This is a genomic window from Shouchella xiaoxiensis (genome assembly GCF_016907895.1).
GTDB classification, from domain to species: Bacteria; Bacillota; Bacilli; order Bacillales; family Bacillaceae_D; genus Shouchella; species Shouchella xiaoxiensis.
Genome location: NZ_JAFBCV010000016.1, coordinates 60299 through 82008, shown reverse-complemented (window position 1 = coordinate 82008; position 21710 = coordinate 60299). Strand labels below are relative to the sequence as shown.

Here is a 21710-nt window from a genome sequence, read left to right as displayed (position 1 = left end):
TTTTAACAAATCCGACCTATTTTTGACAAATAAGGAGCTTCATTTATGACCAACGTACCAACTCATCTTTTTAATCAACCATTTGATTCACTCGACGATTTCGCTGATGCGATAAGTGAGCATTTGCATTGTCCAGTTACAATAGAAGATTCGAATCATCAGCTCCTTGCTTATAGTTCCCATGAGGATGAAACCGATGCAGCACGTATATCAACGATTATTGGCAGACGGGTTCCAGAACGAGTCATCAATCGATTCTGGAAAGATGGTGTCATCCCTACATTAAATAAAAGTGATGAGCCTTTGGTCATTCCGACAATTAATGAGATTGGGCTTGGCAATCGTGTTGCGATCTCGATCAGAAAAAACGAGGAAGTGCTTGGCTATATATGGGTACTTGAAGTAGGCCGTTCGCTGACGAATCAAGATTTAGCCGATTTGAAAATAGCCGCCCTAAAAGCGAGAAACCAGCTGCTTCAATTAAATTTGCAAACAAAACGGAAAGAGCGCAACGATCAAGAATTGCTTTGGCAAATGATGACGGGTGATGTGAGTGATCAGACTTCAATCAAAAGCCATTTACAGCGCTTAGGATTAAAACACAATCACGCGTTAGCCATTATGGTCTTCTCTTTTGAATCGATTACGAAAGCACAATATCGCCAACTAACTTATGCAACAAAAACATTGCAGCGCATTGATATCTTAATTCAGACACTAGATGAAAATGAATTCATTTTATTGGTGTCGCCAAATTCAGTGACGGACTTTGACATGGAGGCACGAGAATTCATTCACACCTTCTCTGAACAAGTCAAAGAACGCTTTCAATTATCCATCCTTGCCGCAGGCTGTAGCTATCCAAAAGAAAGTTTTGATGACGTGAAAACTAGCTATAAAGAGGCACGCACAGTCATTCAATTAAAGCAGCTGTTTAAACGTGAGCTACACAAATCGTTTTTCTATCATGAACTCGGTGTTTTCCGCTACATTGACATTTTAAAACGGTCGAACGAAACCAAAGAGCTCGCAACAAACCATGCCATTCAAAAGTTACAAGCGTATGATCAAGAGCACCGAGCGAACTTATTAGAGACACTTGAAGCGGTGCTTGACCGGGAAGACAATATGGCAGAAGCCGCCAAGTTATTACACTGTCACGTTAATACATTGAATTACCGCTTAAAACGAATTAAGGAGATCACGTTAATCGATATAAAGGACCCCGTCCAAAAAATTGGCATCTATTTAGATATGAAGTTGTTCCGAAACGGTAAATAAAGCGTTTGTGGATTTACACAAATAACCGCTTCCATTTTGAATTTCTCGCACAATGCAATCGTTTCTTTGTGGATTTATACTAAGTGTATGGAAACATATATCCCTTTTTGGAGGACGATGACATGATTATTGGTATCCCTAGAGAAATTAAAAATAATGAAAACCGCGTTGCAATTACGCCAGCAGGTGTTGTTGCACTTACGAAAGCTGGCCATACGATCTTAGTAGAAATGAATGCTGGTATTGGTTCAAGCTTTGAAGATGCTGATTACGCTGCTGCCGGTGCAACGATTATTCCTGAAGCAAAAGATGTTTGGTCAAAATCAGAAATGGTCATGAAAGTTAAAGAACCACTTAGCTCTGAATATGGCTATTTCCGTGAAGGCCTAATCTTATTCACTTACCTTCACCTTGCTGCAGAGCCAGAACTTGCACAAGCACTTATTGATAGTGGTGTTATCGCGATTGCTTACGAAACAGTTGAAGTAAACCGCACGCTTCCACTTCTTACACCAATGAGTGAAGTAGCTGGACGTATGGCTTCACAAATCGGTGCTCAATTCCTTGAGAAACTAAAAGGCGGAAAAGGTATTCTTCTTTCTGGCGTACCCGGCGTAAAACGCGGAAAAGTAACCGTTATTGGCGGCGGTGTTGTTGGAACAAACGCAGCGAAAATCGCTGTTGGTCTTGGTGCTGACGTAACACTAATTGACTTGAGCGCAGATCGTCTTCGTCAAATTGATGACCTTTTTGGTAATGACATTCAAACACTTATGTCTAACCCGCTTAACATTGCCGAAGCAGTTAAAGATTCTGATCTAGTTATCGGTGCTGTTCTTATTCCAGGAGCAAAAGCACCTAAGCTTGTAACTGAAGAAATGATTAAATCAATGTCTCCAGGTTCCGTTGTTGTTGACGTAGCGATTGACCAAGGCGGGATCATTGAAACTGTAGACCAAATTACAACACATGATAACCCAACCTATACGAAGCATGGCGTTGTCCACTATGCGGTAGCGAACATGCCTGGTGCGGTTCCGCGCACATCAACACTTGGACTAACAAATGTAACGATTCCTTATGCGATGCAAATTGCCAACAAAGGCGTACAAAAAGCACTTGCCGAAAATCCGGCACTAGCGCTAGGCTTAAACGTAGCAAACGGCGAAGTTACTTACAGCGCTGTTGCACGAGATCTTGGTTATGTACTTGTTTCTGTTGAAGAGGCACTGGCAAAATCAACGGTTCTTGCATAAAAACCGTACCCTACACAACGAGGCCCTTCATCCATTCGATGAAGGGCTTTCTGTTTTGATTTGAGAGGAGTTTGACCTTGTGAAAACAACCAGCTATCGCCATACGTTTGCCACAGTTGATTTACACGCAGTTGAATCAAACGCAATTCTTTTTAAGGAGTCGCTCTCGCCAGGTACACAGCTTATTGCTGTTGTTAAAGGCGATGGCTATGGACACGGTGCTCTTCCCGTCGCAAAAGCTGCCCTCGCTGGAGGGGCAACGTATCTTGGTGTTGCGATCCTCGATGAGGCGATTGAGCTCCGCGATGCAGGTATAACCGCACCGATTCTCGTATTAGGCTACTCTGCACCTGAAACACTAAACGAGGCGGCCTCACGCGACATTACCGTTACGATTTTTGATCAAGAAGTCCGTGATGCTTTGCTTAAGTTAGCGGCTACAAGTACCCATCGAGTGAAAGTCCATTTAAAAACCGATACAGGCATGGGCCGAGTTGGTGTGTTATCTACGAACGAATTGCTAGAACTAGCTCGTCCCCTAGCAGCGCATCCAACTATAGAGGTAGAAGGTGTATTCACCCATTTCGCTGAAGCCGATAATCTGGATTCAAGCTACACCGATGAACAGTTTGAACGGTTCCTTGCTTTTACGCATGCTTTAGAAGACGCTGGCATCAATGTGCCATTAAAACATTGCTGCAACAGCGCAGGCACGCTCTACCATCAAGAAAAGCATCTCGATATGGTCCGTGTTGGCATTAGTTTATACGGCTTGCGCCCGGATTCATCCCTTACATTTCCACTCCCGCTTAAACAAGCACTGAAGCTCTATTCACGTGTAGCCGCGGTCCGTACACGACCAGCCGGTTCTTCAATCAGCTATGGGCGGACGCATAAACTAGCTTCCGAACGGAAAGTCGCGACGCTCCCCATCGGCTATGCGGACGGTTTATCTCGGGCTCTTTCAAATGTTGGCGTTGTCCATATGAACGACCAAGAAGCACCGATTATTGGCCGCGTCTGTATGGATCAAACAATGATTGACGTTACCGATATAAGCGAGGTAAGCCACGGCGCCTTAGTAGAGTTTCCAATTGATGTGATGGCAGAATTAACAAATACGATTAATTATGAAATTGTCTGTGCAATCTCTAAGCGAGTGCCTCGGATCTATCAATAAGATCTGTGTATACGTAAAGAGCCGGCAAGCCCTAATCTAGATGCTTGCCGGTTCGTTTTAAAAATATGACGTTTCGGTTCAATGAATTTTAAGTATGCACAAGTAAGAAACCCCACCTTTTGCTCGTCCCTTAATTCGCAAAGAATAGACCGAGGCTAATCATCACGATCATGACAAGTACCGCTCCAATCAGAGCACCGATCAATACACTTTTATACGTGTACCCTTTTAACTGTTCTGTTGTGCTTCGATCAATCTTGTGATAGCCAAATAATAGACTAACGTTGGCAATCATTCCAATCAAGATAAACAGAGCAATCATAAAAAAAACAGTTGCTGTGGAAGGATTAAAAAGGTTATCTGAAAATGGAGGTAAATTAAAGAGGATAAAGAGTAAACCAAGCCCTATTTGCATAAAACTTCCTGTCAGTCGACTTCGATTCCACTCGTCGCCTAATTTATCTTTTTCATACTCCATCAGTTTTTTCAATGAAGGAAGCAAGTAAAGTACCTCTCTTTTCGTTACAACAGAAACCGTTCCAACTAGTAGAAAAAAAAGACCGACCCCAAATTGAATTGCATCGATACTTATATCCATTGTTAGCAATGTGATATACGTGCCAAGAGTAACAATAAGGCCCCCGTTAAGCCAAAAGATCTGCTTTTTTCGTAGTTGCCAAAGCTCTTTTGTCGACATATTTAACCCCCAGTTCATGAATCAATTGTACTCATAATTCATTAAAGTAGTGATTAAGTTTAAACACCACCGTTTTCTTTGACATCATGACCACCATCACTCAACCAATTATATCATAATTTTCTTTATTATTTAAATAATACATCCAGCTACTGGTTGTATTCCTTTAATAACCATCCTCTAATATTTCTTTTTACATTCCCGTTTTTGAGGCTTTTATCATTTATCACTTAACCAACAAAAATAAATAGTCTGTTCTAAAGAATTTACTTGAATTTTTTTAGTTCTACCAAACTTAGTCAATACATATTATTTTTAATGTTTTCTAATCCGATTCTATGCTTTGACATGGCTCACTTAAATACATACGAGCATTTCAGACCATTCGTCAAAATTAGACAAACTATAGTATCGTTTTTTTCACATATAATGCAAATAAAGAGACTAAATCTGCATTATATATGGTTTATCATGATTATCAATACCTAGTTCAATAGATGTTAAAAGGAGGGTTTTTTATGAAGGTTAACGTAAATGCCTATCTACTCATGCAAGAAATAGATAGATGGTTACGCAAAGAATTACGTTTGCCATCTTATTTGCCAGCACGTGATGTGATTGATATTTCTACAAAAAAACTTCAAGGGCATTTAAGTTCAATCGAACTTGATCGATTGTGGCATCTTAACTATTTGCGTCAGGATTTGATGAATTACGAAACCATTTCACCAAGCCAACTGACATATATTCATGAAGTACGCAAAACGTTACTCGCACTTGAAGACGAAACATCACATGACAGAAACAAACAAAATAAGGAAAAAATCTATGTCTGATAACGGGGCTTTTTATTCAAAACTTCTATACAAGCGCTTCATTCATCTATTACTTGTTTGTTTGCTTATTTTTTCAGTGTTCCCACACTCAAATCTCTCATTGGCAAAAGAAGAAAACGGATTAAATTGGCTCAAAATTACCGGGGAAGAATCTAGATCTATTGGTGAGGTAATTAAATTAGAAGTCGACACTTCTTCTTTAGAAGTTGACGCTGTCTCCATCTTTATTCCAGATGGTCTTGAATGGGTCAAAGAAGAGAATCAGGCACTTACATATAACTCATCTTCAACTGAACTTATTTTGGAAAACACACATACAGCACATTCACTTTCTTTACGGGCAATCGATGCTGGTACATTCACTATAAAAGCGGTTGCTTCTAAAAAAGATTCAGCTAGCTTTCATACAAGTCTTGATATTGCTGTGATGCCAGCAGAAACAGATATGAAAGAAGAAGAACCCTCAGAAGAAAAGTCTGACAGTTCAGTAGAAACAGATGATGTGGAAAAAGGAGAAGAAACAGATCAAGCAACAGAAGAAGTAGAAGCGTCCCCACCTTTACAAGAGGAACAACACAAAGAATTAGAAGACTCTCCTCCTTTGCAAGAGGAACAAAACGAAGAATTAGAAGACTCTCCTCCTTTGCAAGAGGAACAGGAAGAACAAGAGGAAAATTCCTCTCCTTCCCAAAAGGACCAAACCGCTGATGAAACCAAAACAGAAGAAACCGATGCAGCAACAGATTCAGAAAAAGTGGAGGAACCATCTTTAGTGGAGCATGCAGACGTTGAGCTCCGTTCCACCATAGAAACAGCAAATGTTGCATCGATTCCCGCCCCTCCTGTTAGCGGACCCAATGTTGCCGATTTATTCGCCTTTTCAGGCGATCAAGTTAGACAACATTCTTCTTCGAACGTCCGTGTTTTAGCGGATGGTACGACTAACAAACGATCAGCTATGTGGTTTAAACAAAAAGTTGATCTAAGCAGACCCTTTACAACGTCGATGCATCTGTACATTAACAGCTCATCTCCGGACAAAAGCCAAATCGCTGATGGGTTGACGTTTACGATGCATAACGATTCAAACGGGGCGAATGCCATCGGGCAAGGTGGAGAGTCACTTGGTGCGTATGGAACAATCAGGAATAATTCGTCTTATGGAGGATTTATTCGAAATGCCGTTTCCTTTGAATTTGATACGTATTTCAACGGCGATTACAGTGATCGCTCGCTTACCAATGCTAACCATACTGCCGTTGTCATCCCTTCTGGAACAACTAGAGAGGGAAACCGCTACCGCATGAACCATCAACATGTGAACTATTACAGAGGAGCGAATTCGATTGTCAGTTCCAACTGGCAGCCATTTACAGTCAATTGGACGCCCAAAAATAATCGCTCAGGCACCCTTACTTATACCTTTAGAGGCAATACAACGTCTTACGAGATTTCCGACTACAGCCAGACTTTCGGCAGCAGCAACGTTCATTGGGGTTTTACTGGCTCAACTGGTCAGCAGGATGGCATGTATGCAATTGCTTATGCAAATCTGCCTCAGCAACCACAAGCAGGAAAACAAGTTCGTAATGTCACAGCTGGCGAAACGGCTTTTAAAACGAATACAAACGCGTACCCAGGCGATACACTCGAGTATAAATTAACGCTTTCTAACCCTGCCGACAATGGACTTGGCACTGTCTGGACAAACGTAAAAGCAACGGACACCCTCCCCGCTGGCATCTCTTATGTAGAAAGTGGCACAGACAATAAACCAACACGAGTGAATGGGCAAACGTTGGAGTTCAATGTCGGAAACATTAACCAATCACAGTCGCGGACACTCATCTTCCGTGTGAAAGTCAATGACAATGCTAGTCCCATACTTGTTAATCAAGCTTACGCCGAAGCACAATCAGGGGCTTTCTTAGGTCGAGTGTTTACAAACGATTCAACCGTTTCTCTTAACCAGATAAACGTTAACGCTGATCCCGTTGCGCAAACGTTTCCTAGAATCACCGACACTAGCAAATGGGACCCAGCTGCGTTTGTGAAAAACATGCACATTACCCCTCGCTCGTTAAAACAGGATACCAAAGTGCTTGGTTTTTCTGGTGCACTACCTGATACGAACGTACCAGGTACGTACACCGTTAACGTCAAGATTGCGAGCACGATTTATCCAGGGATAGAACGAACCATTCAAGTACCTGTCACCATTACAGATGGCTCTCTCTCATTTGTTGCTCCTAATCTTGATTTTGGTACACAAACGATTTCTAGCAAACCAGAGCAGTATTTTGGTGAAGTAGGTCAAGGTGAATTATCAATTATCGACACACGCCATCTAAGAAGCACCTGGGCTTTGTCCGTTAAACTGTCCTCCCCTTTTGTAGATACAGAGTCGAATGAGCCTTTGTCTGCTGAGATGATCTATATGTCAGACGGTACGGAGAAACTCATCACGCCACAAGATGTGCAGATTGCAACTGGGCGAAACGAACTAGAGGGCCGTTTTCTTTTGTCGGAAAAATGGTCAAATATCGACAAATCAGGATTCTTCCTTCAAGTATCTCCAGGCAGCGCTAAAGTAAATCAAACGTATCAAGCAAAAATGACGTGGACGCTTCAAGATGTGCCTGGTAATGAGTAAATTTAAACTTTTAATGAATGAAAGGAGGTGAGGATGTTATAAGGAAGACTCTCCTGCTTTTTGCCGGAATGTTCGTACTCTGCACGTTACTGTTTTCTACTGATATAAAAGCTGAATTAGAAACGGACACGGGTGTTGGTTTTTATGGGGAGTACATAGTTGATTCTCCAAATAAGGAGAAGAATAAAGACTCACCTCTGACAGTGTTGCCGCAGACAGGAGATCAGACTCCCTTTGCTTCTGTATCATTTGGAATTGGTTTACTTTTAGCCGCCCTTATCCTAACGAGTTACCTACTAAATCAAAAACGAAATGAGGAAATTAGTTGAAAAAGACAGCTATCTTTGCATTGGTGGCTACGGCCAGCTTAACGGTGAGCAGCTTTGCTCACGCAGAAACAAGTGTTGACTACAGATCAAATGGTTCTGTCGAGTTTGTCCCAAATACCGATATTACCCCTCCTGTTGATCCTGAAAATCCGGATCCAGAAAACCCGGTAACGCCAATCGACCCGACTGACCCTGAAGGTCCTAATCCGGGTACACAAGGGCCGCTTAGTATTGATTATGCATCGAGCTTAGATTTTGGCGTAAATAAAATTTCGACAAAGAATGAAACATATGTCGCCAAAGCTCAAGAATTAAGCGATGGCCGTTATGTACCAAACTACGTCCAAGTAACGGATAACCGAGGCACAAATGCTGGTTGGATCTTACAAGTGAAACAAAATGGTCAATTATCAAATCCTGATACGCAACACCAGACGCTTACAGGGGCCGTTATTGAGTTCTCTGACAGTGCCGTTCTTGGAACACAAGATGACGTTACCCCTCCGAGCCACCCGAGTGGCTTTACGCTTGATCCTGATGGAGCCACTTCTCTCGTATTACAAGCCGCTGACGGTGAAGGAGCTGGAACGTGGGTAAACCGCTTCGGAGAAGTTGACGGCGATGGAACGAGTAATTCGGCTATCACCTTATCCGTTCCAGGGAAGACGCCAAAAGACCAAGCTACTTACAGAACCACGCTCACTTGGAATTTATCAGATGTGCCTGCTAACAAATAAACGATTAGATGAAATGAGGAGATATGTATGAAAAAGTTGTTCGTAATGTCAATTGCTGGGCTCATTCTTTCGCTTGGGTTAGGCACTCACGCCGCATCCGCTGATGGAGGAAGCTATAATACAAACGCAAAAATTAAGTTTTCTCCCTCTGAAGACGGTACAGGTCCAGTTGACCCAGAAGACCCAGAAGTGCCTGTTGATCCAGTTGATCCGACAGACCCAGAAGGTCCAAATCCAGGAACATCAGGACCTTTAAGCATCGATTATGCCTCATCATTCCAGTTTGGAGAGCAGAAAATTACATCTACGGACGAATCGTATTTTGCAGCCCTACAAACATACTCTGGCTCAGAAAAACAAGGACCAAATTATGTTCAAGTCACTGATAATCGTGGAACAGAGTCAGGCTGGTCCTTAAATGTTGTCCAAAACGACCAATTTAAAACAGCGTCGGGTCAAGAGTTAACAGGCGCAGAAATTCGAGTGTCGAATGCAGCGATCAACACGATTTCTGAGTCTCCTATCCCAACGACCGTTAAACCATCTTTTACGTTAACACCTAACACCGTTGAGAATGTTGTTTCCGCACATAATAAAGAGGGTGCTGGTACATATGTGTATCACTTTGGCAAAGGTGGAACAGCAGCAGAGAGTGTCGAGCTTTTCGTTCCAGGTAAGTCGACGAAATACGCTGACTCTTACTCAACAACGTTAACATGGACGTTATCAGATACACCAGGCAACGACGATAACAAATAAAAAAGAATGATTAACTAATCGGCATGCATAGATTCCTATGCATGCCTCAAAAAGGAAGGTTATCTATGAAACGATTAAGTTGGGCTTTATCGGCGCTTCTGTTCTCATTGCTCGTCCCTGCTAGTACTGCCAACGCTTCTGAATTTAATTTTTCTGTAACGACGATTATTCCGGACAATCAAACTGATTCAAGTAAAACGTACTATGATTTACTATTGGAGCCTGGTCAAACGCAAACGCTTGAGATGCTATTGCGAAACGATACTTCTGAAGATGTTACGCTTAACCCAGCTGTCCATTCTGCCACAACCAATGTGAACGGTGTTGTCGAGTATGGACCAAATGAGATTGAAGCTGATCCTACTTTATCTTATCCAATCGATCAATGGCTCACGATTGAAGAAGAACTCGTTATTCCAGCAGAGAGCGAAATTGTCCTACCTCTTGAAGTCTCTATGCCCAATGAATCGTTTGATGGAATTTTAGCTGGTGGAATTACTCTGCAAGAACAGCTTGAGTCATCAACAGATACAACTGATGGAGAAGATCAAGGCTTATCAATTGAAAACGAATATGCCTATGTCGTTGGGATAGTCTTGCAACAAAGTGAAGAGACGCTTACACCTGAGCTCGAGCTACTTAACGTTTCCCCAGGACAGCTAAATGCCCGTAATGTAATCCAAGCAACAATTCAGAATCCTGTTTCCATGTACGTGAACCAACTAGAAGTCAAAGCGGCAATCAAATCAAGCTCTACTGGAGAAGTTTTCTTTGAAACGGAAAAAGAGATGATGCAGATGGCACCTAACTCTCAATTTGGTTTCCCTATTCCATTAAATGGAGCACCGCTTGAGGCTGGTGAGTACACATTAGAAATGACAGCAAAAGCAATGGGAGCAGAATGGAGCTGGAGTGAACCTTTCACGATTGATGCTGATGAGGCAGGCCAATTAAATGCAACTGATGTTTCCATTCCGCCTACTGACTATACGTGGCTGTACGTTTCAATTGGCGTTGCACTTGTTTTTGCTTCAATTATTCTATTTTGGTGGCGCCGCAGACAGAAGAAACAACAAGTTGGCATAGTAACTCAGAAGAACCCTCCTGCTACAGCGAGTTAAGCAATGTCTAGGCGAATAAAATCTAGTTTGCTGCTTGTCTTCATTGCTAGCTTATTTATCGTTGGACTCTTGTTAAGCTTTTCACCATTTATTCGCGATTGGTTTATTGGTCAAAACACACTGCGCCATTTCGAGGAGTTCGTTGAAATGCCCATAGAACGACCACAGTTGGAAATAAATGATTGGAACGCGATTGCCGAGATTGAGCGTCCTTCAATGGGAACTGTATTGCAAAGTATCTTTTCAGAGCCTGACGGAATTGTCGTTGGTACCATCACCATTCCCGCACTTAATTTGGAGCTTGCGATTATGGACGGACTGACAAACAGTCACTTATTAAGTGGTGCAGCTACGCTCTATCCAAATCAGCCGATGGGAAATGGAAACTATGTTCTTTTTGGACACCATCTTCAAAATGAATCCCTTTTATTTGGCCCTATCTTACAACTTGAAGCCGATATGGATATTTATGTATCAGATAAGTGGTATATTTATCAATATCGTGTTGATAAGACAGCGATTGTATCGGAAAGAGATACTCATCATACTTCCAACACGCTAGAACCGCTCTTAACGCTTTTTACTTGCGATGTCAGCGGTCCTACCGATCAACGCTTTATGGCAAAAGCCTCTCTTATTCAAATGAGCCCTATTGAATAGGGAATCTTAGAAAATGAAAACAACAGGACCAAAAGGTCAAATCTTGTAGAGGAAACTCATTATGTTAATAGATAAACGAATTGAACGTTTAATCAAACTCATATATAAGCTCAGCCTAGAGGATTCCGTAAATAAAGAAGAATTGGTCTTGGACCTTAATTGTTCTATACGAACCGTTGATTATACATTAGCAGAACTACAACAAACGTTTGTGACCAAATCTTCTTCAATGAAGATTGAATTGAAACCAGACTCAATCCTCCAGCTTTCGGGAAAAGATGAGCTGATTATCCGAGAAATGCTTCATCGATTATATTTGCAAGATGACATGGTACGCTTTTTTCTTGAAGCCATCGCCCATCAACAAAAAGCAAATACGTTTGTTGAAAAACACTTTATAAGTCGGGCTACTTTTTTTCGCAAATTAAAAAATATTAATACATGGCTTCGAGATTACCAGCTTTCCTTTGACTTGCGCTCACTACAGCTAAAAGGACAGGAACGACAAATAAGACAATTTTATTACATCGTCTTATTTGAAATAACGAATGGAATTTTCTGGCCATTTCCTTTTGACAAACAGCTTATTGAGGATCGTCTCGATGCCATTGTTTCTACCTTTGATTTACAGTTATCAAACATGCAGTATGAGTCGTTTCTCTATTTGCTCGGGTCACAGTACCATCGAACGAGCCAAGGACATTATGTTGATCAGTATGACTCTCGTTTTCCAGAGGAAATTCGCCAGAGAATTATTGATGCTTGCGAGCCTTTTCTAATCAACATTCCAGAAAATAACCGTAGAGGAGAAGAAGACTTCTTATTAATGACAGTGGTAAATGCTCCGTTTACCTATCATCCCATGCTGCTGTTGGAGCAAAATATAGCTATTAATAAAAAACATCAAACAGCCGAGTGGCTCTTAACGACTCGTTTTCTCGAAGTGTTCGATCAAATTTTTCCAAATGCGTTAAAAGGTACCACTCGAACCCATATAGCTGGCCATCTATTACAGCTTCACATTACTAACCGCTACCACCCTGTCCCATTTACAACATACAAAGACGTGACTCACGGGAAAGCCATTGCTAAACAACATCCAGCTTTGAACAATGTAGTCGAGCAGATTTCAGAAAAGATTGCTTCAATCGAACAAGCACCTAATCAGTTGTTAAAAATTCGATATTTGCTTTTGCTTTACACCTTTGTAGACATTAATAAATTTCATCCACCTCTAGAGATGTTAATTGTTTCTGGCGAAGGACCAGTCTATGAAGAAATGATTTCAGAAAAAATCAATGATTATGTGCCGTTTCAACTAAAAATGGTTACTTCAGCTATGCAACAACAAGCAGATAGCTCTTTCCCAATCATTGTTACAGACACACCACTCTTAAAGAAATCACAACAGAATGTTCTTTATATTCATTACCCACTTACTTTTTCGGATTTACATAAAATTCACGAAAAGTGTGAACGGCTCCATTGCCAGCGGCTGGACTATTCCTTTTCTCTTTAACTGTCCAACCGCTGGCAATCTACTTTAGAAATTCACTTTGGGTAAAAATCTCTTTCGCAATGTTCTCGTTAACCCCACCCGTCAGATTTAGCACCATTTTCACCATTCTCAGCGGCTTTAATTGAATCGTTGAACAGATGACGATGCCGGTCTGAGTCTCTTTCATAAATCCGCAGTATGTATGAAAACCCATTGTGGTTCCGCCGTGATGAATAATCGGATAGGGACTCCACTTCTTGGTTTCTATAAACCAACCAAGTCCCATGTGAAAATCCTTCCACTTTGTTTGCGCCTGAATATGCTGCGTCAATTCAATCTCTTCTCTTAATGGACTGTCAACCATACCCATTTGATGTTCCAAGTAGCGCAACATGTCATGAAGAGTGCTTTTAAGCGCGCCGGCACTGTTCATACCCGGCAGCAACATCGGTGGAACCGGTTCGCTTTTTTTATTGTAAGCTTGGACGTACCGCTGCTGTTGCTCCTCTGACCCGCTAATAAAGGTATCATTCATTCCTAAAGGGGCTAAAATTTCCGATTGGATTGCCTCTTCGTACGATACACCGAGTATGTCTGCTAAAGTATTTCCTAATAACCCAATTCCTACATTGGAATAACGCCACTTTTTATTAATTTCCTGCTTTAAATCGAAGTCGAGAAAGAATTGATTGAGATTCGTTTTCGTGAAGTATTTGTACGGATTATCACGCGCATCTTTATTTTTTTTGACAGAGTGCCGAATCGTTTTCATGTCTTCTCGTGGCAAACCAGATAAATGCGTGGATAGGTGGCGAAAGGTTACTTCCTTGCCGTTATGCGTTAAGGCTCGCTTGTATTCTGGTTTATAGGAAGCTACTGGTTCATCCAGTGAAACCTTGTTTGCTAAAATGCATTTTGCTAATAGTAGACTTGTAAATGTCTTCGTGGTCGAACCTATTTCAAAAACTGCGTTGCCTAAATCGTCATTATGAGGATCGTCGTGAATCGATCCTGATATGAACTGCTCGTCTTTTGTTCTTACACCTATAAGGATACTCGCTTTTTTGGCATCGCTTAGCTCTTGCTCCACCATTCTTTCTGCTGCTTTTGTAAGCAATAACGCTCCCCCCTCTCCTTTCTTTCATACGAGACATAGACTCTAAACGTTCCAGAAATTGAAAAAAAAAAAAAACACGCCCGATAAACTGAATCGGACGCGTTGCGTAAAAAGAGATTCGATTAATGGTACAGTTTTTCCTTGCGATAAGCACGTAATTTGCGGTTATCTTCTTGTAACACCTCAAATGGATGGGCACCGAACCATTCAAGCGAAGCGTTTAAACCGGTTAAATCATGCTCGGATAAAAATGCATCATAATCAATCACTCCGTGAAATAAGCTAGTCATGCCTTTTCTTGACGCAGATGCTTGAAAAACCCGCTCCGGCAGAAACACGTCTAAATCACTGCGATTATGGACGTTTTTTAAATGGAGATGCTCAATAAACGGGCGCAGCTCGGTAAAGGCACGATTGATGTTCGCCCCGCTTTCCCATGTATGTAACACGTCAAAGTTAATTTTTAAAGCAGGATGATTCACTTCTCCAAACAGCTGCAATGTAGACGGAATACTGTCACAGAGCGTGCGCGGGTGAATTTCAACTAGAATCTGCCTCCCGTGTTCAGCCGCATAGTGACAGGCACGTCTGAGCTGCTTCACGAGATGGTTGCGCTGATCTGAAGAAATCTGCTGGCTTCCTAAATCTCCAGCAAAAATCCGCAGCTTATTTGTTTGCCAACGTTCTGCTAGTGTAATCAGGCTTTTAAGCGGTGGGAAAATGCTTTCCCACTCTTGATGCAAAGGCAAATAATCACTTATTAGCGGTACGGATAAACCGTAGGACTGGAGCCATTGACCATTTAGCTCGGGACTGCTGTGTAAATTGCGGGCATGCGCGCCACACAATTCAATTCCATCAAACCCATGTTCTGCAGACCAATGAGCCAGCTGTTCAATCGATTGCAAGCTGTGCCGAAATGAGATAGTACAGATCGATACGTTCATCATTTCCTCCTTTAGCTTTCCTGAAGTTCTTTTTCTGGTTTGACAAGAAGCCACTGGTCAAAGTAAGTTACGAGCTGGTGTTTTATCGCTTTTTCGCGCAAGTTCTGTTCATTTAGTTGCGCGCATAGATGATTATAGTCTTGTTCTGTTTGCGTCTTAGCTAGTTTCATCGCTCGGTAATGAATCGCTTTAAAGCCATGTTCTAACGCTTCAATTTTGTCACACCAGTACTCAAACGTCGCTTCGGTAAACTGGAGCTTAAACCAAAAGAACGCAAAGGCGTGTTCATAAGCATATTTTCGAATGGCCAATACCGGTAATTGCTTTAACGCTAGTGGTAAATCAGCCAAGCGTTCTTTATGACTGCCTTGCCAAAATGAATCAACAATTGAATGCACTGCGTTCGTTAATGGGTTTGTCTGTTCTTTCATACAGGTTCGGAAATACGCTTCCACCGTCTTATCTGTTGGTGGACGAATCTCTCTACTCGAAAACAGATAGCCGCCACCGACATCGGGTGACGCGATCGCCGCAAGAACAAGCTGTTTGTTTATTCGACCTTCCCAGCGGAAATCCGGATCATACATCATCCACTCGTCATGATGCTCCGTTTGCTCAATCATGACATAGTGAGGAAAAGGCGACTGCTGGAATTTATTTTCCCGTTCCGGAAGTAAGGCCAAATCAAGCATGACCATCACGCAGCTATCTTCCTCTTTCTCCTCAAGTATGCGCAAGAAAGTGGCAACGTTCGCTGCTTTTGATGTCGGTCGTGTCGTCATACCACTCCTGCAACGTAATCCCATATAACGTCTCATACCATTCTTTGAAAAAGGAGTGATCGATATTGTCAGAGTGATAGGTCAAGGCACCCGTCGCATCCACGAAAAAAATCCGCATCCCACACGCCAAAATAGTACGGCCGATGATCAATCCCTTGTTTCTTTAGTAATTCACAGACACAGCTCACAAAACAATGGACTTTAATCATACGTCGGCTTCAACTCTTCTTGAGCTTCAATAAAGCGAGCAAGGCTTTCGACGCTGTGGAAAATGGAGCGCTCTAGCTTCTCGTCCGGAATGTCAATGCCGTATTCCATTTCAAGCTCTAATAAAATTTGTAAGATCATCACTGAATCAACCGCTAAATCTTCATTTAAGCGAGCGAATTCGTGAAAGGAATCCAATGTATGTAAATCGAGCTCGGTTTTCATAATGAAATGGATTGTCTCGACTGCTTGTTCATAGGTCATAGCGTGCCACCACCAATCTGTTTGCGATTTATTTTTCCATTTGCGCCTTTTTCTATTGCATCTACAAAATGAATCTCTTTAGGAATTTGATAAAGAGCTAGATAGGTAGCGCACCAGTTTCTCACGTTGCTTTCTTCCAAATCAGATGCTACAACCTGCGCGCAGACTCGATCACCGGAAAGAGAGTCGACTTTCTTGTAAACAACAGCATCTTCAATCCGCTTATGCTGCAGGAGAACACGCTCAACCTCATGCGGGTAAACATTTGCACCGGCAACAATCATGACATCACTAACCCGTTCTACAAAATAAAGCGTCCCATTCTGACCGATGAATCCGAGATCACCTGTGTTGCATCTTCCTTCCTGACGCTGAATCTCTATCACAGCTGGCTGTTCTCGTGTGCCTGCCTTGACGATGTGATGAGACAATGGTTTTCCTATTTCATCTGGATGACTTACATTTGTTGCGACACTGATACAGCCCACTTCTGAGCAACCATATTGCTGCATAATAAAGCGACTTGCAGCTTGAATGATTCTAAACCATTTATCCGGGAGGCGGGTACCTGATGTCATCACGCCATTAAGCTTTTGCTTGGTTAACTTCGCAAGCATATGAAGCAACGGCGGCGCGGCGTACAGGACATGGTTTGGGTATGTTAGCGTTTGTGCTAACACATATTTTGGATTTTGTGTCGTGACAATCACAACGTTTTTTCCTTGCTCAAGGCCAGCAAGAACACCACTTATTAAGCCATATGAATGAGTGATGGGACAAGCAACGATGACGGTATCATGAACATGATCCGTCCATGCTTCGCGATAAGCGTTTAATTCTTGCTCGATCGACGCCCAGCTCCGCACAAGTTGCTTCGGTAACCCCGTTGTCCCTGAGCTGAACTGAACGATCCCTCTTTCATGTCTCGTTTCTACTTCATTTAGTACGACCGGTAGTCCGGTTGACTGGTAGTATAAATACGTACAGCCCGCCTCTTGCGCGACCAGTTTTGCCCCTTCAAAGGGCATGGACGGATGGATCGGAACGATACTTCCTTGTTTCTCTTTTAAATAGTAGACAAGCATGATCCATTCGCCAATGTCTTCTGGACAAAACGCAATCCGCCACCTTTCCGCCTTGCCCCAGATTGGATCTTCCGTTAATCGATTCACAAACCGTTCGTAGTCTGCTTTTCCATAGGGCTGCTCATCAACGATAAACATGCTGGTTAACCTCCTTATGAAGCGAATTTTTTATCAGGTGTGAGCTTTCTCGTACCCCTGTCCATTTTTTTTTGAATAACGATTCAGTCGCAATAACGCTGGCATCAAAATCGAGTGCCTTAAGCCTTTTTTCTGAAACGATTCCACTATCAAAATAACGTGTTAGACAACGATTGACGACTTCCCAGAACCGATGCTCAGCTAGCTGCTGGCTTTGTTCAAGCTGCCACGACAAATCCGCTAAATGGTAAACGAACAGTGTATCCATCACAAGTTCCCGTAATGCCTCGGGTGAAGACATCCAGTAATACTGATCGTCTTTTCCTTTTTTAAAAGCGGAGTGGAGCTGGGCAAATGGCGGGATAGCGACTTTATCTTCAATCCACGGTTCGTAATACTCCACACTTTCATGAAAATCTCGCAGCATAATCCCTTTCGGCCAGCCTCTTTCCTCGATTAAGATCATATTCTGGCCGTGCGCCTCTAACGCAATTCCATGAACAGCACATAAATGGATGATCGGGATGACGCTAACCTCAATTAGCTGCTCGAGCCAGGCTTCAATGCCATATGTCTCGATTGAACGGGCAATAAATAACTCCCCGTCTTTCTCCTGTAAAGCTAGCGCATTAAAAGGAATCGCCGTCTCACTTAGATGTAGATGGCTAGCAACACTTTCACGAAACAAGAAATTCAGTTCCTTGCTCAACGATGAGGGCTCTGCCGGTTCATAGGCAGCACCCGCATATTCACTCAGCACCCGTACATCATACTTCGTTGTTAACGTACCATCTTGTGCGACAATTCCCCTCAGCCAAGCAGACAGTTTCGGGGCTGCCGCAACGCTCTCAGGCTCAATGGTTCGAATCGATGATGTATTCATCACATGAAGCGGCAGTTTAAGATGAGCCTTTTCTGGTGCATCGCGATTGAACAATGTCCGTAACGAATGGGTTGCGCGATAGGATGAACCAAATTGACCGATGAAGAGAATGTCTTTTTTCGCAAGCGCTTTTTTTAATTCCTTTTTCTGTACCCAGTTCCACTGCCACGGATGAACTGGAAACAGACGGTATTCCGTTAGCTGTCCACCTGCTTGACAGAGCGCTTTGACAATCGTACTCCACTGCCCGTAGCCAAGTTCTCGCTGCCAAAAGCTATGCTCTTCCTCCGGAAAGTAGATGGCAACAGCCTCTTTCTTTATACCGATCCAGGTCAGCATAAACCCCTCATCTGCTTCATTGCCATAAGCGCGATGATCAGCGGTCGTAAAACCGGTTCGCGCTTTAAAACAAGGGTGGTAGGGATGCCCTTCACTTAGTGCCGATTCCAACTGCTCATAAGACAAATCGCGTCTTGATGGCAGCTTACAAATATGCGCATCATTCCAGTCTGACAACTGGGCAGTTTGCTCCAGTTCATGTAGGAGTGCTAGCTGGTTTTCCTTGGATAAAGGGGCATCTTCAACAATTTCAGCTAGTGTCGGGATTGCCTGAAAACCATCACTCCTTGAAATAAGAGGCATTCCTTGCAGGCGGACACGGTCAAAGGCAGCACGCTTGCCAAGACATTGATAGGTTCGCTTAGCCCCTGTGATAGAGAACAACTTCCAATCCTCTTGCAAATCGGACTCCTGATAAGGCAAAAGCCGTTCAAACAAGATCGACTCTACCAATTGGCGGATAATGCGCTGTTCGTTTTTGCTAGGTAGCTGCGACGGTATCGCCATGATAGACCTCCTTTTGCAAACCATTCAGAAACGGATTAGGAATCGTGACATAGACGGCCTGCTCCAGTGCTTCTGCTAATTCGTCAACATCATGGAAGCGCGTAAGCAAGTTGGCTTTAAAAGCGAGACGTTCTTTTGTTAACACTGAGTGGATAAAAGATTTCCCTACCCCCATACACGCTTGCGCACAAGTTGTTAAGCGGTCGTGCAACAATGTCAGCAGTCGAGACTCATCTAACAATTGATCAACACCAAAGCGGTGAATGACCGCAAAAATTTGATTCAACAGTAAGTAGTATGTAAAGCGGTCTTCAATTAGCGCATCGTCATAAAACAAACCTTCAGCATGCCGCAAGTCGGGCTCTCTTTCCATCAGCTTCCTCCGGTAAGATTTAGCGAGATAGTAGCCTTGGTTGTCGCGGTAATAATAGTGCGCCGGATAGCCGCTACTTACATCAAGCAAGCTGTTTTGCTGGTGAGCTTCAAGCGCGATACCTAGTTCGTCATAGAGCATGATTAACGGGATCACCGCGTTTTCTAGATAGGTGCTAAACCACTTCTCACTCATAGCGCAAATTGAACGCCGTTCTTTCTGGGCCAGCTGTTTAATAATTATAGCTAGCTTTGAATCACTGCCAGGTAAAGGGTCCTGTACCAGCGCAGCAATTGTTGTCACACCTCTGCCGCCGTTCGTAAACGGATTTGCGCGGATAATCATTTCAAAACCTGTTTCGTTCAGATCTGGCAACAACACGGTTGCATAAGCCGGATCCGCAATCAGGTGACAGGTTTCACTTTTCCAAGAAGCCTGGTTCAGCACTTTTTCAATGAAAATACCAGCGCGCAGTTCATGTCGCTTGTTGACTCTTAGTGAATTCGTTACTTTGACTGGGATAGAAAATTTGTACATCCAGCTACTTGTTTGATTAAAAACCGTTCGCAAGGAGGAGGTTGCCGTAAAAGATTCTCCGCTCGGACCGTAATCTTGAATCAATCCGGATCGAATTGCTTCCTTCACATGAGGCTGATCAAGTAAAAACTGAGCCTGCAGTGGGTGCATCGGAAACGGAAACCACTTTTCGTCCAAAGCGTCTAGCTCGGCATTCTCCGTTACTATTTCCCATACACTTTGCTCAAGAATTGATTCCTGCTGAAGAATGGAATGATGAACAAAGAAATAATAAAGCTGGAACTCACCGCTCAATTCTGGCGCATAAGCCGCATGCTGCCAAAAAGCCATGCCCTGACGGCTCTTTGGTGTTGGATGAAGCCAATGACCGAATAAAAGCGATTGTTCCGCTTCAATAAACAATTGATTAGGGTCATGTACATCTTTCTCAGCGTCTAAATAATGTTCAAGATACGTACACATCGAATGATAGCTTTCAAGCATGCGCACAAGGCATTCATCAAAACAAGAGACATTTCCCTCTTTCGAAGCTTGGAGGTGTAATTCTTGAATAAGCATAATTAGGACAGCAAGCGGTTCCTGCTGGTGCCAAGAGCCGTCTTCCTCTTCTTTTATGACCGTTCCAAACGTATGCCGACCTACAAGCGACTCATACCAAACTTCGATTCGTAGCTGCGTACGCTGGCGTGGCAATTGGAGAATTAGCATTTGCGGCGATTGCAGGATTTTGCTTTGCTTCTCTTTTTTATTCAAACGAGTAGATACGATATCTCCACTCTTCGTTTCTCGCAGATAACTATTTAGAAACGCTTGCAAAGAGGCATTTTCAGCTATACATTTTGCAGAATACTGCATAAAGCCTATCCTTCCTCTCTCAACTAATTGAAATTCATTCTCACTCAACTCGAAAAATAAAAGACCTCTTACGCTTTGTATGGTGGTCTATAACGTTATTATATTGATAATGATTCTCATTTTCAATAATTATTTGTAATTAATTCCAAGTACCTATGTTTTTAACAACTATAAGCTAGCAGCGGGATTTAACTACATATCTACGTGTTTTCATAGCGAAAGGACTTTCTTTTAACTTTGACGAACTTATTAAACACTATATGATTCTGTTTAAGCCTATTTTTAGCAGCAAACTATTAGCATGAAAATTTGAGACATAAACAAGAACCACCCCCTGTCCTATTTAGCAGGGGGCGGTTCTTCTAGACATTTGTCCTCTATTTTTATTGTTACGAGATTACGTGAAGATAAAGATGTTCCATTGTAAGCAAAGGGGTAGCCTCAAGCGAACTCACTTGGATATTAAACTTTATACACTTCATCTTTAATCTTAGCCCGTAAAGACTCTTTTCTTTTCTCAACGTATTTAAATCGTTTTAAGGTTACCAAAGACATTACTACTAAAATCAAATAATCAACAATACATGCTCCAACTCCATATTCATTTTGATCCGAAATGAGCTTCAACGGGTAACCTCCTTTTCAAGCTAAAAGTTGAAAAAACCAGCG

22 protein-coding genes are annotated in these 21710 nt (G+C 42.5%); 11 read left to right on the top strand and 11 right to left on the bottom strand.

Annotation, left to right across the window (positions count from 1 at the left end; genetic code table 11):
* Window positions 1-45: 45 nt before the first annotated feature.
* The 3 genes from JOC54_RS19520 (at window position 46) to alr (ending at window position 3717) form a co-directional block, all read left to right on the top strand.
* Complete coding sequence (locus JOC54_RS19520; protein WP_204468513.1) at window positions 46-1281, top strand: PucR family transcriptional regulator; 1236 nt, start codon at window positions 46-48, stop codon at window positions 1279-1281.
* A 122-nt stretch (window positions 1282-1403) separates the two neighbouring features.
* Window positions 1404-2537 (top strand): alanine dehydrogenase, encoded by a 1134-nt coding sequence (gene ald, locus JOC54_RS19515; protein WP_204468511.1) that lies wholly within the window; start codon window positions 1404-1406, stop codon window positions 2535-2537.
* 79 nt (window positions 2538-2616) lie between these two features.
* Window positions 2617-3717, top strand: a complete 1101-nt coding sequence (alr, locus tag JOC54_RS19510) for an alanine racemase (protein ID WP_204468508.1) — start codon at window positions 2617-2619, stop codon at window positions 3715-3717.
* 130 nt (window positions 3718-3847) lie between these two features.
* Here alr and JOC54_RS19505 read toward each other — a convergent pair whose 3' ends face one another.
* Window positions 3848-4414: a hypothetical protein gene (locus JOC54_RS19505; RefSeq protein WP_204468505.1), complete on the bottom strand. Its 567-nt coding sequence runs from the start codon at window positions 4412-4414 to the stop codon at window positions 3848-3850.
* Between the two features lie 518 nt (window positions 4415-4932).
* Between JOC54_RS19505 and JOC54_RS19500 the strand changes: the two genes are divergently transcribed.
* The 8 genes from JOC54_RS19500 (at window position 4933) to JOC54_RS19465 (ending at window position 13028) form a co-directional block, all read left to right on the top strand.
* Window positions 4933-5250: a hypothetical protein gene (locus JOC54_RS19500; protein WP_204468503.1), complete on the top strand. Its 318-nt coding sequence runs from the start codon at window positions 4933-4935 to the stop codon at window positions 5248-5250.
* Window positions 5243-7903 (top strand): lectin-like domain-containing protein, encoded by a 2661-nt coding sequence (locus JOC54_RS19495; RefSeq protein WP_204468501.1) that lies wholly within the window; start codon window positions 5243-5245, stop codon window positions 7901-7903. The genes JOC54_RS19500 and JOC54_RS19495 overlap by 8 nt, the downstream gene beginning before the upstream one ends.
* 17 nt (window positions 7904-7920) lie before the next feature.
* Window positions 7921-8232 (top strand): LPXTG cell wall anchor domain-containing protein, encoded by a 312-nt coding sequence (locus tag JOC54_RS23465; protein ID WP_367617836.1) that lies wholly within the window; start codon window positions 7921-7923, stop codon window positions 8230-8232.
* Window positions 8229-8969 carry a WxL domain-containing protein gene (locus JOC54_RS19485; protein WP_239586841.1) on the top strand — a complete coding sequence of 247 codons (741 nt, stop codon included), beginning with the start codon at window positions 8229-8231 and terminating at the stop codon, window positions 8967-8969. The genes JOC54_RS23465 and JOC54_RS19485 overlap by 4 nt, the downstream gene beginning before the upstream one ends.
* 27 nt (window positions 8970-8996) lie before the next feature.
* Window positions 8997-9728, top strand: coding sequence for a WxL domain-containing protein (locus tag JOC54_RS19480; RefSeq protein ID WP_204468497.1), 732 nt, complete (start codon window positions 8997-8999; stop codon window positions 9726-9728).
* A gap of 65 nt (window positions 9729-9793) precedes the next feature.
* Window positions 9794-10849 (top strand): WxLIP family cell surface protein, encoded by a 1056-nt coding sequence (locus JOC54_RS19475; protein WP_204468495.1) that lies wholly within the window; start codon window positions 9794-9796, stop codon window positions 10847-10849.
* A 3-nt stretch (window positions 10850-10852) separates the two neighbouring features.
* Window positions 10853-11509 (top strand): class A sortase, encoded by a 657-nt coding sequence (locus JOC54_RS19470; protein WP_204468493.1) that lies wholly within the window; start codon window positions 10853-10855, stop codon window positions 11507-11509.
* 61 nt (window positions 11510-11570) lie between these two features.
* The gene (locus tag JOC54_RS19465; protein WP_204468491.1) at window positions 11571-13028 is read left to right on the top strand and encodes a helix-turn-helix domain-containing protein; all 1458 of its coding nucleotides are present in this window, start codon (window positions 11571-11573) and stop codon (window positions 13026-13028) included.
* 19 nt (window positions 13029-13047) lie between these two features.
* Here the strand turns inward: JOC54_RS19465 and JOC54_RS19460 are convergent, their stop codons facing one another.
* From JOC54_RS19460 to JOC54_RS19425, 10 genes are all read right to left on the bottom strand, one after another.
* Window positions 13048-14124, bottom strand: a complete 1077-nt coding sequence (locus JOC54_RS19460; protein WP_204468488.1) for a serine hydrolase domain-containing protein — start codon at window positions 14122-14124, stop codon at window positions 13048-13050.
* A 122-nt stretch (window positions 14125-14246) separates the two neighbouring features.
* On the bottom strand, window positions 14247-15071 hold the full coding sequence (locus JOC54_RS19455) for a sugar phosphate isomerase/epimerase family protein (protein WP_204468486.1): 825 nt from the start codon (window positions 15069-15071) through the stop codon (window positions 14247-14249).
* 11 nt (window positions 15072-15082) lie between these two features.
* Window positions 15083-15853: a DUF6005 family protein gene (locus JOC54_RS19450; RefSeq protein WP_275582731.1), complete on the bottom strand. Its 771-nt coding sequence runs from the start codon at window positions 15851-15853 to the stop codon at window positions 15083-15085.
* Entirely contained in the window at window positions 15795-15971 is a 177-nt protein-coding gene (locus JOC54_RS23270; protein WP_275582730.1) for a DUF6005 family protein, read from the bottom strand. The genes JOC54_RS19450 and JOC54_RS23270 overlap by 59 nt, the downstream gene beginning before the upstream one ends.
* A complete protein-coding gene (locus tag JOC54_RS23265) occupies window positions 15922-16062 on the bottom strand; it encodes a DUF6005 family protein (protein WP_275582729.1) in 141 nt (46 codons plus the stop codon). The genes JOC54_RS23270 and JOC54_RS23265 overlap by 50 nt, the downstream gene beginning before the upstream one ends.
* Entirely contained in the window at window positions 16055-16324 is a 270-nt protein-coding gene (locus tag JOC54_RS19445; RefSeq protein ID WP_054792970.1) for a phosphopantetheine-binding protein, read from the bottom strand. Before JOC54_RS19445 ends, JOC54_RS23265 begins: the two co-directional genes overlap by 8 nt.
* Window positions 16321-17547: an AMP-binding protein gene (locus tag JOC54_RS19440; RefSeq protein ID WP_204468484.1), complete on the bottom strand. Its 1227-nt coding sequence runs from the start codon at window positions 17545-17547 to the stop codon at window positions 16321-16323. The genes JOC54_RS19445 and JOC54_RS19440 overlap by 4 nt, the downstream gene beginning before the upstream one ends.
* Entirely contained in the window at window positions 17534-19276 is a 1743-nt protein-coding gene (locus tag JOC54_RS19435; RefSeq protein ID WP_204468482.1) for an IucA/IucC family protein, read from the bottom strand. Before JOC54_RS19435 ends, JOC54_RS19440 begins: the two co-directional genes overlap by 14 nt.
* Entirely contained in the window at window positions 19251-21041 is a 1791-nt protein-coding gene (locus JOC54_RS19430; protein WP_204468480.1) for an IucA/IucC family protein, read from the bottom strand. The genes JOC54_RS19435 and JOC54_RS19430 overlap by 26 nt, the downstream gene beginning before the upstream one ends.
* Window positions 21042-21503: 462 nt before the next feature.
* Window positions 21504-21668: a hypothetical protein gene (locus JOC54_RS19425; RefSeq protein ID WP_204468477.1), complete on the bottom strand. Its 165-nt coding sequence runs from the start codon at window positions 21666-21668 to the stop codon at window positions 21504-21506.
* Window positions 21669-21710 lie beyond the last annotated feature (42 nt).